We start from the raw sequence: 14,927 nt of genomic DNA, 5'->3' as shown, positions 1-14,927 counted from the left end.
CTCCGAACAAAGAGGACTTAGCCTGCGCTGAAGGTGACCGATACCGAGCCTATGCCCTCGATCACGGCTTCAAAGTGATCGCCGCTGGCCACCGGCGCCATGGGGCCCAGAGCGCCGGTCAGAATGACATCCCCGGCCTTGAGCGGATCACCCAGTTTGGCCAGGGTGCGGGCCAGCCAGGCGGCTGCATTAAAGGGGTGGCCCAGGCACTCGGCACCACTGCCGCTGGAGGCCGCTTCGCCGTTACGCAGCAGAGTCATGCGGGCGGCGCGCAGGTCCAGACCATCCAGGCGACGGGCGGGTCCGCCCAGCACATACAGGCCGCTGGAGGCGTTGTCGGCCACGGTATCGACAAAGCGGATGTCCCAGTTTTCGATGCGGCTGCCCACAATTTCCAAAGAAGGCATGACCCAGCCTACGGCGGTGGCGACATCCGCAAAGCTGGTGTCGGCGTGGGGCAGGTCGCGCTCCAGAATCAGGGCGATTTCGGCCTCGATCTTGGGCTGCAATACACGTTCGAAGGGGACGGTGTCGCCATCGCCATAGGCCATGTCGGCAAACAGGGCGCCGAAGTCGGGCTGGTCCACGCCCAACTGCTTTTGCACCTTGGGGTTGGTCAGACCGATCTTGCGGCCCGTCAGGCGGCGTCCCTGCGCTACGCCACGAGCAATATTGATACGCTGGATGTCGTAAGCGGCCTGGGCATTGTCTTCACCGATCAGAGCGCGAATCGGTTCAATGGCCTGACCGCTGTGTTCGGCCTGGCGCAGGCGGGCAGCCAGCGTGTCCAGCAGTTCAATGGATGATTCGCTCATCTCAACGCTCCAGGAAGTCCAGCACCAGCTGGTTGAACTTCTCGGCGTGTTCCCATTGCGCCCAGTGGCCGCATTGGTTGTAGACGTGCAGCTCGGAGTTCGGGATACCCGCCAGCAAGCGCAGGCCGGTGTCAAAAGGAACGACACGGTCCTGACGGCCCCAGATGATCAGGGTGGGGGCGGTGATGCCGGGCAGGCGCGGGCTGAAGTCGGGGAACTGGCGCGGGTTGGCTTCCAGGGATTTCAGGAAGTTTTCCAGGTGATCCTTGCGGCTGAGCATATTGTTCAGACGGGCTTGCAGCAGCTCTTCGGTCAGAACGCTGGCATCGAACACAAAGACATTGTTAAAGCGCTTCAGGTTTTCCAGCGTAGGTTCGCGGTACAGGCCGTTCAGCAGCTTGATGCCTTCGCTGGGCATGGGGGTGAACAGGCTCATGCCACCTGTGCCGCCGCCCATCAGAACCAGTTTGGCCACGCGTTCGGGCCAGGTCAGGGCAAAGGCCACCGAGCTATGTCCGCCCATGGAGTTGCCCAGCATGTGAATCTTGGCTATGCCCAACTGGTCGATGATGCTTTTGACGACACGGGCATTCAAATCCGAGCGCGAACCGCTGTTGACGATGGAGTCGCTCTTGCCCCAGCCGGGGCAGTCAATCAGCAAGACGCGATAGCCAGCCTGGGTCAGGGGTTCGATATTGCGGTTGAAGTTGGCCCAACCGGTTGCACCGGGGCCCGAGCCGTGCAGCATGACGACGGTCTGTTCGCCCTGGCCCAGATCGTTGTAGTGAATGCGCAGTTCCTTGCCTTCCTCGACCACGGTCGCGAAACGGCTGTAATCAGCTTCATTAAGACTCATGACAATCTCCTGATGTTTTGTTGTGGTGGATTTCAGTTCTTGCTGGGATGGGCGGACAAACCGCCAAAACCGGCAATCCACTCGGGAATTTCGCGGTAGTAGCGATGGCCTGCTTCGTAAGGGCCATAGGCCGACAGCCCGGCAAAGGTGGCTACCCAGGTTTTGACTTCGTGGGCGCTGCGGCCTGCCAGGGCGGAGACCTCGTCGTTGGCGACCTCATCGAGCTGGGCATAGCGCTGCGTTTGCAGCAGATCCAGAAAGTTCTGGTCCCACTCGGGGTTAAGCGGATGCAACACCGAGGGGTCCTGGGTGAAAGCCTTGCCAGCATCAATCGTGCGCTGGGTGCGAGCGGCACGGGCTTCGGGCGACAGGGTGTAGCCTTCGCCATCCAGAGAGCGGCGCACGGGCTCGGGCGCTTCGGCGTAAACGGGCACGGGGGGCTGATGGGACAGCCCGCCGGAACCCAGCCACAGCACGCGTTTTCCGGTAGAACGGGCCCATTGACCGATGGCTTCACCCAGCAGGCGTGCACGCTTGAACGTGGGCAGGGGGGCCGCTACCGAGTTGATGAACACCGGAATAACCGGGTACTGATCCAGACTGCCTACCAGATGCTCCAGCGGATAGGCAGCACCGTGATCGACCTGCATATCGTGCGAAATCGCCACATCCACACCGCTATTGATGACATGGGTGGCGCAGTCGGTAGCCAGCTCAAAGGGCACGTTCAAGCGCCCGGCCAGACTGCCAAAATCCCCAATCGCATGGCCGCCTGTGCCGATGCAAAAGCTGGGCATGACGTTATAGAAAAAACCATTGAAGTGATCGGGCGTGAACAGCACGATCAAATCCGGTTTGAAGGCGGCAATGCGCTCGCGGGCGGCTTTTTGTACTGCAAAGACTTCGTCCAGCACGGCCTGTGCCGGGTCGTGATGACCCAGCAAGGGGGTGTGCGATAAGCACTCCAGATGTGCCTGCATCCCGGTCTCCTGTTTTATGAGTGTGAAGGGGCCGCGACGCATGGAGCCGCGGCTTGTGCGGCAAGCGCAAGGCTCGCCCCCTGTTTGGCCAGATTGCGCAGGGCCTGGGTGGTATCGGCCCAGACCTCCAATGGCAAGATGGCTCTTTGTTCAATCAATTCCTTCAAGGGACGCATGTCGCGACCTTGGTTGACGGTGATGGCGCCACAGATGGCACCTTCCGGGTCCAGGCCGATCAGCACAAATGGCGTTTGCTGCAGTGAGCCACGCAGGACCCAATGAGCCGCCTGCATCTCCCCGGCGAATTGAATATTCAGGTCGCATTGGTCGGTCCAGAACCAGGAGGGAGTGGCTTTGGCGGGTTCCTGGTTCAGCATGTGGCACACAGCCATCACGGCCTGGCGGTTGGCGTTCTCCCAGGTTTCCTGCCGCTGCCAGCGGCCATCCAGTCCGATCTGAACGGTGGTGTCGCCGGCGGCATAAATGCCTGGGCAGGAACTGCGGCCATGCTCATCAATGACCACGGCGCCTTGCTCGGTATTTAGCCCGGCACTGTCAGCCAGGCAGGTGTCTATGGTGACGCCTACGCCGTAAATCAGCAGATCACCTCGCAGTGTCTTGCCGTTGCTGAGTGTCAAAGCAATTTTTTGTTCAGCTTCAAGGCTTGCATGCTCGACATGGGTGCCCAGATGAACGTGGACGCCGCGCGCTTGATGGACGCCGAGCAAGTAATCGCTCAAGACTTCGGGAGCATTGCGCGACATGATGCGGGTGGCCGGGTCGATCAGCTCGACAGTTGCGCCCATGGCGACCAGGCTGGAGGCCAGCTCCAGACCAATCACGCCAGCCCCTACCAGCAGTGCATGACTACCGGGTTTGATCTGGGCGCGAATGCGATGGGCATCGTCCAGGGTGCGCAGCACATGCGATACAGAACCCAAGACATCCAGTTCGGGCAGGCGTCGGGCCTGCGCACCGGTGGCCAGCAGCAGCGAGTCGTAGTTCAGGCTGTCACCATTGGACAGACTGACCTGACGAGCTTGAGCATCAATGGCCACAGCACGTACGCCCAGTCTCAGATCGATATTCTGTTCCTGGTAGAAACTTGCGGGGTGCAGTGTCAGTTGGGCCTGTTCGGGGTTGAGCAAGGCGTCCTTGGACAGCGGCGGACGCTCATAGGGCAGATGAGGCTCATCACCGACCAGCGTGATCGAGCCTTGAAAGCCACGGCTGCGCAGTTCAGCGGCTGCTGTGGTACCGGCCTGCCCAGCTCCAATAATGAGGATATGTGGTGCTTGCATCACAGCTCCAGACCGCCAGCCACATTGCGGATGCCCCGGATACCCAGGCCCGCATCAGCATTGATCATGACGCCGGTCAGCGTCTGGTTGTTCTGGCGTGATGCCAGCAGCACAAAGGGGCCGGTAAATTCTTCTGGTTCGGGGAAGAACTGCAGGGGCAGGATGGCCTTGATTGCATCGGGCGAGCGTGAGTCCATGATGCGGGTGTCTTGCTGACCCAAAGCCTGCGGTCCGCGCAGATCGGTTTTCATGCCGCAAGGGCCCACGCCATTGACGCGTACCTTGGGGGCCAGCTCGAATGCCAGTTCACGAATCAGACCGACCGCCGCGTGCTTGCTGGCGGTGTACAAAGGGCCACCGCCTTCGGCGTAGAAGGCGGAGTTGCTCAAGGTAAAGATCATGCTGCCGCAGGATTTCACCAGTTCGGCGGCGGCCGCTTTGGCCCCAAGCAGATAGCCTTTGACGTTGATGGCAAACAGCTCATCAAAGCCTTTGTCCAATTGCTCCATGCTGGTGTTGATCAGGCGTGCGCCGTGATCCCAGACGGCCGCATTGCCAATAAAGCAGTCCAGCTTGCCAAAGCGGGCCACTGTGGCATCCACGGCCTTTTGATTGTCGGCCGCGCTGCACACATCGCCCTGGATGGCCAGCACCTTGCCTTCAAAGTGCTGCTCCAGCTGGGCGCATTTTTCTGCCGAGCGTTCCAGCACGGCCACCTTGGCCCCTTCTTTCAAAAAGCGTTCCACCAGAGCCAGGCCCAGGCCGGAGCCGCCTCCGGTGATCAGTGCGACTTCGTTTTCAAGCCAGCCTTTCATGCCTGGGCCTCCAGATCGATATAGACCATGCCTTCGCTGATGATGACCGGATAGGTACGCAGCGCTTCCGTGGCGGGCTGGCACAGCGCCGCGCCCGTTTTCAGACAGAAGCGGGCAGCGTGCAAGGGGCACTCCACGGTGCCGTCGTCCTCGACATAGCCTTCGGACATGGACGCGTTGCCGTGGGTACAGCGGTCGTCCGTGGCGTAGAAGGTGCCAGCGATATTGAACAAGGCGATCTGGCGCTCGGGGGTGTCTATCTTCAGTGCTTCGCCATCGGCCAGCGCACCGGTTTCACATGCAGTAATGCGGGTCATATCAATCAACATCGGAAAATAAGCGGGTTCAGAACAGAACGCTTAAGTTGTGGGAGGTAATGACGACCTGATCCAGAACGATTTCGCGTTCATACAGCTCCCAACCAAAGCGGTTGTCGCTGCGGCGCACGCAATCAATGCGTTTGCCGGCATACCAGGTCTCATCCCGTTCTTTCTGAGCGCGGTACAGGATGTAGTTGCTGCGGATCTCGTAGCCCTGGCCATCGCTCGTTGGGCGGATACGCAGATTGCTCACAAAGTGACGGGTGCGGGAGGGTGGCTCTTCCGCCCAGGCCATGCCGGTTTCCAGACGTGCGACGCGGCGCTCCAGCTGGAACTTGTTGTCGTTGAAGATCCAGGTGCTCGGTGGCTGCACACTGCGCCGACGATCGCGGGTTTGCGCATTGGTCGTGCTGCGCATGTGGTAGTGCACATCCTCGGACAGCAGGTCCAGCCAGTCACGGAACTGCCAGTCATCCAGCAGTTCGGCTTCCTGGTACAAAAAGTCGGCAATCTCGTGATGCAGCTGCATGTCGACGATGGCAGCTTGGCTTGGCTCTTGAATGACGGCGCTCATTTCACCAGCTCCTCTTCGTAGGCACGGCTGCGTTCCAGTACTTCATCCCAGGTTTCGGACACCATCAGGTCGGCCCAGTACTTGTACAGGCCACGGGCGGCGGTCTCGGAGAAGATGTAATTGGTCACCCCGGGTACGCCATCGCTGCGCAGCCCTTCGTTACCCAAGCCCATTTCCATGCACAGTTGCGTGCCGCGAGCGCGTTTGCCACGCAGGATTTTCTGGATTTCAGCCCAGTTCTCGGAGTCGTCCTGTTCCAGGAAACCGGCGGGACCGAAGGCGCGGGTAGCGCTGCGCTCGAAGGCGGCTTTTACATCGTCGGGAGCGGCTGCATCGGCAATGCAAAAGGCCCAGACTTCTACCTGATTAGGACCACGGGGATGCCAGACGCGTAGTGTGGCGGTGCCGTTCAACCAGCTCAGGGTAGGGAACATATTGTTGTGACCGGCCAGGCGCAGGGCGCGGACTTCACCCAGGCGTTCGTGGGCTTCGGCATAGGTGTCGCGGAAGTACTGGGAGACTTCACCGTCCACCCACACGTTGGCGTCAGGCTGCTCGGTAAAGAAGAAGCCACTGCCATGGCCGCGCTGGCCGTACTGGACGGCGTCCTTGGCGGTTTCCCAAACCGGGCGTGCGGTTTGTCCGGCGCCCAGAGCCTTGTCCTCGTCACCGGGTTTCTGGCCCAGCACTTGCACGGCAGAGGCGTGCGAGAACAGGGCGTGATACTGGTCGGAGGCAAACTGTTCGGCGGGGAATTTCCAGTTGCATTCGATGGTCCATTTCTGAACACCACCGATGATTTCAGTGCCGCCTTCGCGTCGGTCCAGCACACCGTCCAGGTACCAGGCAATGTCGCCCATGTACTCTTCCAGATCAGGCGCTGTGGCGTCCCAATTGCCAAAGACCAGGCCTTTGTATACTTTGACGCGGGTTACTTCCTGCAGGCCCCACTTTTCCTTGCACAAGCCTTGCGGATAAGCGCGCGGCTCCAGCGGTACATCCACCAGATCGCCGTTGGTGCCGTAGCTCCAGCCGTGGTAGGGACAGGTAAAGGCTTTGGTGTTGCCCGAGTCTGCATAAGAGACGCGCATGGAGCGGTGTCGGCATTGGTTCAGGAAGGCCTTGATCGAGCCGTCTTTCTGACGAACCACGATGATCGGGTCCTCGCCCATATAGGTATTGAAGAAGTCTCCCGCTTTGGGAATCTGGCTGGTGTGGCACAAGAACAGCCAGGTGCGGCCAAAGATGCGCTCCAGCTCCAGCTCATAAATATCCGGGTCGGTGTAAATGGAGGGGGTGACGCGTCCATTACGTGCATCGACCAAGGCTTCGATTTTTTCAGGGTTGATTCCCATCGTTTGCTCCTCGCTATTGCAATGCGTGCTTTTGCAAAACAGGTTTTTGTCGCTAGCGGCAAAATGTAGAAGCTTGAAATGAATCCGACCAATACTTGCTTTAGATCGGGTGATCGGCAAACCCGATAAGTCTCTCTAAAACCCCTTGCTTGCATGTGGGTTTCGGTTTCAGGCCAGTATTGACGCGGCTTTGGCGACACCTAGGGTTTACGCTAGCTATGATTGCTGCGCTGCAGCATTGAAGATTGGGTCTGCTTTTCAGGGCGTGGGAGCGGCGACAATAGTGCCTAAAAGAAAGGCTTGTTTTGGTCCTCACAGCAGGCTGCGTCCAACGCTGTGCAGGTACGTTCCGGGCAGGGAACGATCAATTTGACAGGAGACAAACTTGGAGTTGCGACACTTGCGTTACTTCGTTGCAGTCGCGGAAGAGTTGAATTTCACCCGTGCTGCCGAGCGGCTGTATACCTCTCAACCCTCCTTGAGCGAGCAGATCCGAAATCTGGAAGAAGAGATCGGTTATCCCTTGCTGAACCGCACGCGCCGTAAAGTCGAATTGACCGAAGCAGGTGTGATTTTTCTGGATGACGCGCGCGAGATCCTGCACAAGGTGGAGGAGGCCGTACAGCGGGCCGGCAAGGCGGCCTCGCAGGCGCGGGAAGTGCTGACGATAGGCTTTGTGCCCGCGGCCGAGGTGCGTATCTTTCCAGCAGTGCTGCCCGCTTTTCGTGCAGCCTTTCCTCAGGTCGATGTAGTGTTGCGCAGCCTGACTTCCAATGAGCAGGAGGGAGCCCTGGCGCGTGGCGAGCTGGACCTGGGATTCATGCGCGGCCCGGTGCGCGCCACCAATGTGTTCAGCGAAGTGGTGCTGGATGAGCCCTTGCGAGTGTATCTGCCTCAGGGGCATAGCCTGGAGGCTTATAGTCTGATCCCGCCGGCGCGCCTGAATCGCTTGCCCATGATTGCGGTGGATCGCTCCTATGGCCGCTCCATGCACGATGTGCTGGCCCGCTATCTGGCTCATCATAAAGTGGTGCCCGAGCACACCTATAACTCGGCCAACCCCCTGATGAGTATTAATCTGGTCGCTGCTGGCCTGGGCTATACCTTGCTGCCTACCTACGCGGAATACTTCATGCCCAAGAATGTGGTGTCGCGCCCCTTGATCGGTGGCGGCCCGCGCTGTGAATTATTGATGGCCTATCCACGAGATACAGGCTGCATGAGCGAGGCCGCGGTCAGCCTGATTGAACGTATACGGGAGCTGGCTCGCTGGCACGGTTCGGGCCCCTCGGCTGCCAGTCATTTGAAACTGGCCCCCAGCAAAATCGCCTGTATGTAGTTGCACATACAGGCGAGGGCGTTTTTCAAAAATACGGGCTCTATCTTACTGTTTGATAATGTGGATCTCGTTTGACAGTTCAGGCGTATTTATTATTGTGTCCAGAACTGGGCAGGTTCTTTCAATGAATTTGACGAATTCTTCTATTTCTTCATCATTGTTATTGGCCTGGATATAGTATTTGCACGTAATTTTATGAAATCCCATTTTGGCCTCTTTATTGATCCCGTAGAAGCCATCTGTGTCTATTTCACCGTCCATCTCGATTTTGATGTCGATTAAGTCAATTTTTTGACTCTTTGCAAAGCTTTTTGCAGCAATGCATTTACAGGCGCCAATTGCTGAAAGCAGGGCCTCCAGGGGAGTCATCCCGCCGCTGCCATTATCTCTCTTGCCGGGTTCATCCAGAACAATGGAAAAATCCCTGGAAGTGCATTCAATCTTTAGTTGGTCTATTAACGTTGCGGTTGCAGAAAAAACGTGGTTGCTCATGGCTGTTCCTTTTGCTTATAGCTTGTTAATTGGCTAATGATTCCAGGCTTCTGTCCCTTTTTTAAAATTGGATAAGGGTGTGCTTTAGTGTGCTCCGGTGGGAGCGTGCGGCGCTTTTGGGCTTGAAAGGTAGTTTATATATTTTTTTTGGCTGCGGCATTTATTTTGAAAATTAGCTGCCTAAGCTAATAACTGCCTGGTATGGCACGAGCTGCTGCTTGCAGACTCGGCAACGGCACTGGCTATTGCTTCCAATAGGTTATGGTGCTGGCGTTGCCGGTCCTTGGTTCAGGGACTGTCGCTGCCCTATTTATTTATCTTCTACAAAGCGCATGCGAAAGCGTCGGCCTTTGATGTTGGCGTTGGCAATGCGGTCAAAATATTGACGTGCAATCTTGCGGTCCAGCGCCACGTAGGAACGGGCGTCGGTAATCGCAATCTTGCCGACTTGCTCGCCTTTCAGGCCCACATCGCGGGTCAGGGCACCAAGCAGGTCGCCGGGGCGCAGCTTGTCTTTTTTGCCACCCTGAATTTCCAGCGTCATCATGGGGGCGCGCAGCGGCTCTTTGGACTGAGGGCGCAAGCCTTTCAGATTGCTCCATTTCACTTCGCTGCCCTGGAACTCCTCGATCAACTTCACCCAGCGCTGCTCGCTGCGCGAGACCAGATTCAGGGCCAGGCCTTTCTGATCACCCCGGCCGACCCGACCCACGCGATGGATATGCACTTCGCTGTCTTTGGTGACGTCTACGTTGATGACGGCCCCCAGATTCTGAATGTCCAAACCGCGTGACGCCACATCGGTCGCGACCAGCACGGCACAGCTCTGGTTGGAGAACTGCACCAGAATCTCGTCGCGATCACGTTGTTCCAGGTCGCCGGTCAGAGCCAGGGCCTGGATGCCTTCGGATTGCAGTTCTTCCACCACTTCCTGGCAACGCATCTTGGTGTTGCAGAAAATTAGGGTAGAGGCGGGGCGGAAGTGCTCCAGCAGGGTCACCACGGCAGATAGACGTTGCTCAGGGTGAACTTCATAAAAGATCTGTTCGATCTGGCTGGCATCGTGCAGCGCTTCCACTTTGACTTCTGCAGGGTTTTTCAGAAAGCGGGCGCTGAGCTTGCGGATATTTTCCGGATAAGTGGCGGAGAACAGCAGGGTTTGACGGCGGGGTGGGCAGTGCGAGGCAATGGCCACGATGTCATCGTGAAAGCCCATATCTACCATGCGGTCGGCTTCGTCCAGGACCAATGTTTTCAGGGCGGACAAGTCCAGATTGCCGCGCTCCAGATGGTCCTGAATACGGCCCGGCGTTCCCACCACCACGTGCGCACCATTGCGCAAGGCTTCGGTTTGCGGACGTGAAGGCACACCACCGCACAAAGTCAGCATGCGCACGTTAGGAATCTGGCGGGCCAGACGACGCAGTTCCGTGGTGACCTGATCGGCCAGCTCGCGCGTGGGGCAGATCACCAGGGCTTGCGGAGTCAGCTTGCTGGGGTTGAGGGTTTGCAACAGACCCAGGCCAAACGCGGCGGTTTTGCCGCTGCCGGTCTTGGCTTGGGCGATCAGGTCGCGGCCTTGCAGAATCAAGGGCAGGCTTTGTTCCTGAATGGCCGTCATTTTTTCAAAACCCAGGCTATCCAGGGTTTCAAGCAAGGCGGGCAGAAGGGGAAGGGTACTGAAAGAGGTATGGGGCACGATGGGTGACATCAAAAAGGACTGCAAAATAAAGGATTTAGCGACAGTTTACCGTTTGCGGGCCGATCGCTGGGAAATAGAAAGCAGGGAAGATGGTTGGATGTTGGCAAGCAAGTAAGCAAGTAAGCAAGCAGGCAGGCAAGCAGGCAAGCAGGCAAGCAGGCAGGAAGGTAGCGCAGCTCCTGCGATTCACTGGTTTTCTTGCAAGGCCTGGCGGGGGTGACAGTCCAGGCCAGGGTTTATAGGCCTGCGCTTTATAAACAAACTTCAGGGTAGATGCCGCTACCGCCTTCTGGATCAAGAAATAATTCAAACAAAAAGGGGCTGCTGATGCCGCCCCTTGTTTTTATAACGTGCTGTGCAGGCTGGAAAAAGCTTATGCCTTGCGCGACGCCCCCAGGCGTTCTGACAGGCGATTAGCCAGCTTGCGCATGGCTTCACCGGCACGGCGCTGGGCTGCTTCATCGGCTTCCTGGGTCAGCAAGCTGACGGCTACTCCGGCCACGGCAGCGCGGTTATTGGAATCAAACACGGCAGCTCCAAAGCAGTGCATACCGTCGCGTACGCCACAGGCGTCCACGGAGTATCCCAGGCGCTGCACATCGTTCAATTCCACCATCAAGTCTTCCTTGCTGCGCGGGCCATGCACGGTAAGCGGTTCGGGCCAGGGGTGATTCAAGGCCTGCTCCAGCTCCGATCCCGGCAAGGTGCTGAGCATGGCCTTGCCGGTAGCGGTATAGACCGCAGGCAAGCGCATCCCGGCACGGAAGGTGAAACCCAGCGGGCGGGTTCCGTTGCGGCAGGCAATGTAGACCACGTCTTCGCCATCCAGAATGGACAGGGTGATGGTCTCTTCAGGCAAAACGCGCATATCGTCCCAAGCGGCAAAAAACTCCTGCGTCAGATCCAGCTGAGACAGGAAGGCATTGGCCCAGCCCATCACGTGTGTACCCAGGGTGAAACTGCCATTTTCCAGCTTACGGATCAGGTGCAGATCCAGCAAGGTGGTGCACAGACCATACAAGGAACTTTTGGGCATACCCAGGCGTTTGACCAGGTCCGTAAATGACAGGGGCTCCGGCGAGGCCGCCAATTCGTCCAGCACGGTGACTGCACGTACTACAGCCGGAACCAGTTTCTTCTCTTCCACTACGACTAACTCCATAACGACACACAGGAAGTCCAATAAGCCCGGATGGACAGGGCTGAACTCTGGGAACAGGGGCAGGGTTCTGTCAGCACAGCCAGAAGCATCTCATAGGGCAATCAGCCCACAGACCAGGCGTACAGGCCCTGAATTAGGCCAGATTTGCTGTCGGGATGCCAACTCTACATTGTGCCTTCAAATGCCCCAAAACAAAAAATACGGTGACTGATGTTCTACGGGTAAACCCGTAAGCCGATTCGTTGACGTCGCGATTTTTCGGCTCCTATAATTCTACCAAGTTCACTATAAGAGAAACAGGTTCAGCATAATGAACAATATCGCGGCATCATTGATTAGCAAACTGAAGGATCCCAGCCTGGCAAAAGATCAGTCCTGGACCGCTCAGGGTTGGGTCTCGGCAGGCGATGGCAATACCTTCGCCGTTCTTAATCCTGCTACGGGTGAGTGCCTGGCCAATGTCGCCAGCCTGGCCACAGCGGAAATCGAAGCGGTCATCAGCGATGCTGAAGTGGCCCAGCGCGAGTGGAAGGCACGTAGCGGGCACGAGCGTGCCAAGCTGTTGCGCGCCTGGTTCGATGCGCTGGTTGCCAACGCGGACGACCTGGCCACCATCATGACCATGGAACAGGGCAAGCCCTGGGCCGAGGCTCGTGGTGAAGTGCTGTACGCCGCTTCCTTTGTGGAATGGTTCAGCGAAGAAGCCAAGCGTGTATATGGCGACGTGGTCGGCCACCCCCAAGCGGACAAACGCATTGTGGTGGTCAAGCAGCCCGTCGGTGTGTGCGCTGCCATCACTCCCTGGAACTTCCCTGCGGCCATGATTACCCGCAAGGTAGCGCCAGCTCTGGCTGCGGGTTGCAGCATTATTGTTCGTCCTGCCGACCTGACTCCCCTGACCGCCCTGGCGCTGGCCGTACTGGCCGAGCGCGTGGGTATCCCTGCTGGTGTGTTCCAGTTGGTCACCGGTCAATCCCGTGTGGTGGGCGCCGCTCTGACGGAAAGCCCTATTGTGCGCAAGCTGTCCTTTACCGGCTCCACCGAAGTGGGTCGTTTGTTGATGGCGCAGTGTGCTCCAACCATCAAGCGTCTGTCGCTGGAACTGGGTGGTAATGCCCCGTTCATCGTGTTTGACGATGCGGATCTGGACGCCGCCATCGAAGGCGCCATGGCCTCCAAGTACCGCAACAGCGGTCAGACTTGTGTGTGTGCCAACCGCTTCCTGGTGCAAGACGGTATTTACGATCGCTTTGCCAAAGCCCTGAGCGAACGGGTTGCTGCCCTGAAAGTGGGCAACGGTATGGAAGAGGGCGTGGAGCAAGGTCCGCTGATCGAGCAAAAAGCCGTCAATCGTTTGCGCGAATTGATTGATGACGCCGTTGAAAATGGCGCCAGCGTTCTGCAAGGTGGCCAGCCTCATCCTCTGGGCGGTACCTACTTCTCGCCCACCGTGCTGGGTGATGCAACACCGGCCATGCGCGTGGCCCGTGAAGAATTGTTTGGCCCTGTGGCGCCGTTGTTCCGCTTCAAAGACGAAGCTGAAGCGATCGCGATGGCCAATGACACCGAATATGGTCTTGCTGCCTACCTGTTCACCCGCGACAACGCACGTGCCTGGCGCATGGGCGAAGCGCTGGAGTACGGCATGGTTGGCGTCAATACCGGTTTGATTTCCAACGAAGTGGCTCCCTTTGGTGGCGTCAAGCAATCCGGTCTGGGTCGCGAAGGCTCCCGTTACGGAATCGACGAGTACCTGGAAATCAAATACATGTGCCAGCAGCTGTAAGTTGATACATGCCCGCGCCCAGCGCAGCGAAGGGGGCCGCTCTTATATATAGAGCGCCCCATCAGCAGAACCCCACAATAAGCTAAATAAAGGAGACGCTATGTCTATCCTGTCTGCAACCCCACGAAAATTGACTTTGGCCCTGACACTGGCCACCGCTGGCCTGATGGCCAGCACGACTGCCAACGCTGATGATGTCAAACCCATCAAGATTGGTGTGGTGACTTTCTTGTCCGGCGCTGCCTCCGGCCCGTTTGGCGTTCCAGCCAAAAATGCCGCTGAACTGACGGCTGCCCAATTGAATGAAGGTAAAGTTCCTGCCCCTTACAACACCAAGGGTCTGGGTGGCGCACCGATTGAACTGGTTTTCATTGACGAGAACGGCGGCACCGCCAAACAGGTCAGCGAATACCGCAACCTGGTTCAGCAACAGAACGTGGACATCGTAGTTGGCTACATCTCCTCGGGTGATTGCCTGGCCGTGGCCCCCGTTGCTGAAGAGCTGAAAAAACTGACGCTGATTTTTGACTGCGGTACACCTCGCCTGTTTGAAGATGCCAGCTACCAGTACGTCTTCCGTCCTGTGGCCCACGCCACCATGGACAACGTGGCAGCTGCCCGCTTTGTGCTGGAGCGCAACCCCGAGTTGAAGAGCTACGCCGGTATCAACCAGAACTACGCCTGGGGTCAGGACGCCTGGCACGACTTTGAAGGCACAGTGCAAGCCCTCAAGCCCGGTGTAGAAGCCAAGACCTCGCAAATGCCCAAGCTGGGCGCAGGTCAGTACAACGCCGAAATCTCGTCCTTGATGGCTGCCCGTCCTGAAGTGATTCACTCCAGCTTCTGGGGTGGTGATCTGGAAGGCTTCGTGGTGCAGGCTCTGCCACGCGGTCTGTTCCGCAACACCCTGACCGTGCTGACCGCCGGTGAAACGGCAACACACCGTGCCAACAACCAGATCCCGACCGGCACCATCATCGGTGCTCGTGGCCCACATGCTGCTTTCGCTCCTGACAATGAATTGAACCGTTGGTTGCGTGCCAGCTACCGCGAACAGTTCAATGCAGATCCTAGCTACCCGTCCTACAAGATGACGCAAACTCTGCTGGGTCTGAAAGCGGCTTACGAAAAAGCCCAGGCTGCCAACGAAGGCAAAACCCCTTCCACCGAACAAGTGGTTACTGCATTCGAGCACCTGACCTTCGAGAGCCCATCGGGCGACGTGACCATGTCTTTGGGTAAAGGTCACCAGGCTGTTCAAGGTACGACCTTGGGCGTGGTGAAAAACGATAAAGGCGTGATCAGCTACACCGACTTGCGTCACTTCAAACCTGAAGAAGTCACTCCACCCGAAGGCGTGAAGTCCATCGACTGGATCAAGGGTGGTCTGAAGTACTGATCCGAGCAGACGTCCTGAAAAGGACGCTGCC

General features: G+C 57.9%; 14 protein-coding genes. 3 read left to right on the top strand and 11 right to left on the bottom strand.

The window, feature by feature from the left end; all coding sequences use genetic code 11:
• Positions 1-17: 17 nt before the first annotated feature.
• The 8 genes from mhpD to hcaE are packed head-to-tail and all read right to left on the bottom strand — an operon-like array spanning position 18 to position 7,016.
• Positions 18-815, bottom strand: coding sequence for a 2-keto-4-pentenoate hydratase (mhpD, locus tag NIZ92_RS14475; RefSeq protein WP_115633973.1), 798 nt, complete (start codon positions 813-815; stop codon positions 18-20).
• 1 nt (position 816) lies between these two features.
• A complete protein-coding gene (locus NIZ92_RS14470) occupies positions 817-1,671 on the bottom strand; it encodes an alpha/beta fold hydrolase (RefSeq protein WP_060186368.1) in 855 nt (284 codons plus the stop codon).
• Between the two features lie 32 nt (positions 1,672-1,703).
• Entirely contained in the window at positions 1,704-2,651 is a 948-nt protein-coding gene (locus tag NIZ92_RS14465; protein WP_254002155.1) for a 3-carboxyethylcatechol 2,3-dioxygenase, read from the bottom strand.
• 14 nt (positions 2,652-2,665) lie between these two features.
• The gene (gene hcaD, locus NIZ92_RS14460) at positions 2,666-3,952 is read right to left on the bottom strand and encodes a 3-phenylpropionate/cinnamic acid dioxygenase ferredoxin--NAD(+) reductase subunit (protein WP_021446923.1); all 1,287 of its coding nucleotides are present in this window, start codon (positions 3,950-3,952) and stop codon (positions 2,666-2,668) included.
• Complete coding sequence (gene hcaB / locus NIZ92_RS14455) at positions 3,952-4,767, bottom strand: 3-phenylpropionate-dihydrodiol/cinnamic acid-dihydrodiol dehydrogenase (protein WP_115633969.1); 816 nt, start codon at positions 4,765-4,767, stop codon at positions 3,952-3,954. Before hcaB ends, hcaD begins: the two co-directional genes overlap by 1 nt.
• Positions 4,764-5,084 carry a 3-phenylpropionate/cinnamic acid dioxygenase ferredoxin subunit gene (gene hcaC / locus NIZ92_RS14450; RefSeq protein WP_060186504.1) on the bottom strand — a complete coding sequence of 107 codons (321 nt, stop codon included), beginning with the start codon at positions 5,082-5,084 and terminating at the stop codon, positions 4,764-4,766. The genes hcaB and hcaC overlap by 4 nt, the downstream gene beginning before the upstream one ends.
• 28 nt (positions 5,085-5,112) lie before the next feature.
• The gene (gene hcaF, locus NIZ92_RS14445; RefSeq protein WP_035272051.1) at positions 5,113-5,661 is read right to left on the bottom strand and encodes a 3-phenylpropionate/cinnamic acid dioxygenase subunit beta; all 549 of its coding nucleotides are present in this window, start codon (positions 5,659-5,661) and stop codon (positions 5,113-5,115) included.
• Complete coding sequence (gene hcaE / locus NIZ92_RS14440; RefSeq protein ID WP_009459253.1) at positions 5,658-7,016, bottom strand: 3-phenylpropionate/cinnamic acid dioxygenase subunit alpha; 1,359 nt, start codon at positions 7,014-7,016, stop codon at positions 5,658-5,660. The genes hcaF and hcaE overlap by 4 nt, the downstream gene beginning before the upstream one ends.
• Before the next feature lie 385 nt (positions 7,017-7,401).
• Here hcaE and NIZ92_RS14435 point away from each other — a divergent pair, with 385 nt between their 5' ends.
• A complete protein-coding gene (locus NIZ92_RS14435) occupies positions 7,402-8,355 on the top strand; it encodes a LysR substrate-binding domain-containing protein (protein WP_009459251.1) in 954 nt (317 codons plus the stop codon).
• Between the two features lie 45 nt (positions 8,356-8,400).
• Here the strand turns inward: NIZ92_RS14435 and NIZ92_RS14430 are convergent, their stop codons facing one another.
• The 3 genes from NIZ92_RS14430 to NIZ92_RS14420 form a co-directional block, all read right to left on the bottom strand.
• Positions 8,401-8,847 (bottom strand): OsmC family protein, encoded by a 447-nt coding sequence (locus NIZ92_RS14430; RefSeq protein ID WP_254002154.1) that lies wholly within the window; start codon positions 8,845-8,847, stop codon positions 8,401-8,403.
• Between the two features lie 310 nt (positions 8,848-9,157).
• Positions 9,158-10,546 (bottom strand): ATP-dependent RNA helicase DbpA, encoded by a 1,389-nt coding sequence (gene dbpA, locus NIZ92_RS14425; RefSeq protein WP_031232692.1) that lies wholly within the window; start codon positions 10,544-10,546, stop codon positions 9,158-9,160.
• 376 nt (positions 10,547-10,922) lie between these two features.
• Positions 10,923-11,696 carry an IclR family transcriptional regulator gene (locus NIZ92_RS14420; RefSeq protein ID WP_009459238.1) on the bottom strand — a complete coding sequence of 258 codons (774 nt, stop codon included), beginning with the start codon at positions 11,694-11,696 and terminating at the stop codon, positions 10,923-10,925.
• 325 nt (positions 11,697-12,021) lie between these two features.
• Between NIZ92_RS14420 and NIZ92_RS14415 the strand changes: the two genes are divergently transcribed.
• Positions 12,022-13,497, top strand: coding sequence for an NAD-dependent succinate-semialdehyde dehydrogenase (locus NIZ92_RS14415; protein ID WP_009459235.1), 1,476 nt, complete (start codon positions 12,022-12,024; stop codon positions 13,495-13,497).
• Between the two features lie 100 nt (positions 13,498-13,597).
• On the top strand, positions 13,598-14,896 hold the full coding sequence (locus NIZ92_RS14410) for an ABC transporter substrate-binding protein (protein WP_254002153.1): 1,299 nt from the start codon (positions 13,598-13,600) through the stop codon (positions 14,894-14,896).
• Positions 14,897-14,927: the final 31 nt, after the last annotated feature.

The sequence above is a fragment of the Alcaligenes sp. 1735tsa3 genome (assembly GCF_024134565.1).
GTDB lineage: Bacteria > Pseudomonadota > Gammaproteobacteria > Burkholderiales > Burkholderiaceae_B > Alcaligenes > Alcaligenes phenolicus.
Note: the sequence above shows the minus strand (reverse complement) of the source record. Positions and strands in the feature narration are given on the sequence as shown.

Coding starts and splice junctions, on each gene's coding strand:
- NIZ92_RS14465 (WP_254002155.1), bottom strand. CDS start 2,651: ATGCAGGCACATCTGGAGTGCTTATCGCACACCCCCTTGCTGGGTCAT.
- NIZ92_RS14470 (WP_060186368.1), bottom strand. CDS start 1,671: ATGAGTCTTAATGAAGCTGATTACAGCCGTTTCGCGACCGTGGTCGAG.
- NIZ92_RS14410 (WP_254002153.1), top strand. CDS start 13,598: ATGTCTATCCTGTCTGCAACCCCACGAAAATTGACTTTGGCCCTGACA.
- mhpD (WP_115633973.1), bottom strand. CDS start 815: ATGAGCGAATCATCCATTGAACTGCTGGACACGCTGGCTGCCCGCCTG.
- NIZ92_RS14430 (WP_254002154.1), bottom strand. CDS start 8,847: ATGAGCAACCACGTTTTTTCTGCAACCGCAACGTTAATAGACCAACTA.
- hcaF (WP_035272051.1), bottom strand. CDS start 5,661: ATGAGCGCCGTCATTCAAGAGCCAAGCCAAGCTGCCATCGTCGACATG.
- NIZ92_RS14415 (WP_009459235.1), top strand. CDS start 12,022: ATGAACAATATCGCGGCATCATTGATTAGCAAACTGAAGGATCCCAGC.
- hcaD (WP_021446923.1), bottom strand. CDS start 3,952: ATGCAAGCACCACATATCCTCATTATTGGAGCTGGGCAGGCCGGTACC.
- hcaC (WP_060186504.1), bottom strand. CDS start 5,084: ATGACCCGCATTACTGCATGTGAAACCGGTGCGCTGGCCGATGGCGAA.
- hcaB (WP_115633969.1), bottom strand. CDS start 4,767: ATGAAAGGCTGGCTTGAAAACGAAGTCGCACTGATCACCGGAGGCGGC.
- hcaE (WP_009459253.1), bottom strand. CDS start 7,016: ATGGGAATCAACCCTGAAAAAATCGAAGCCTTGGTCGATGCACGTAAT.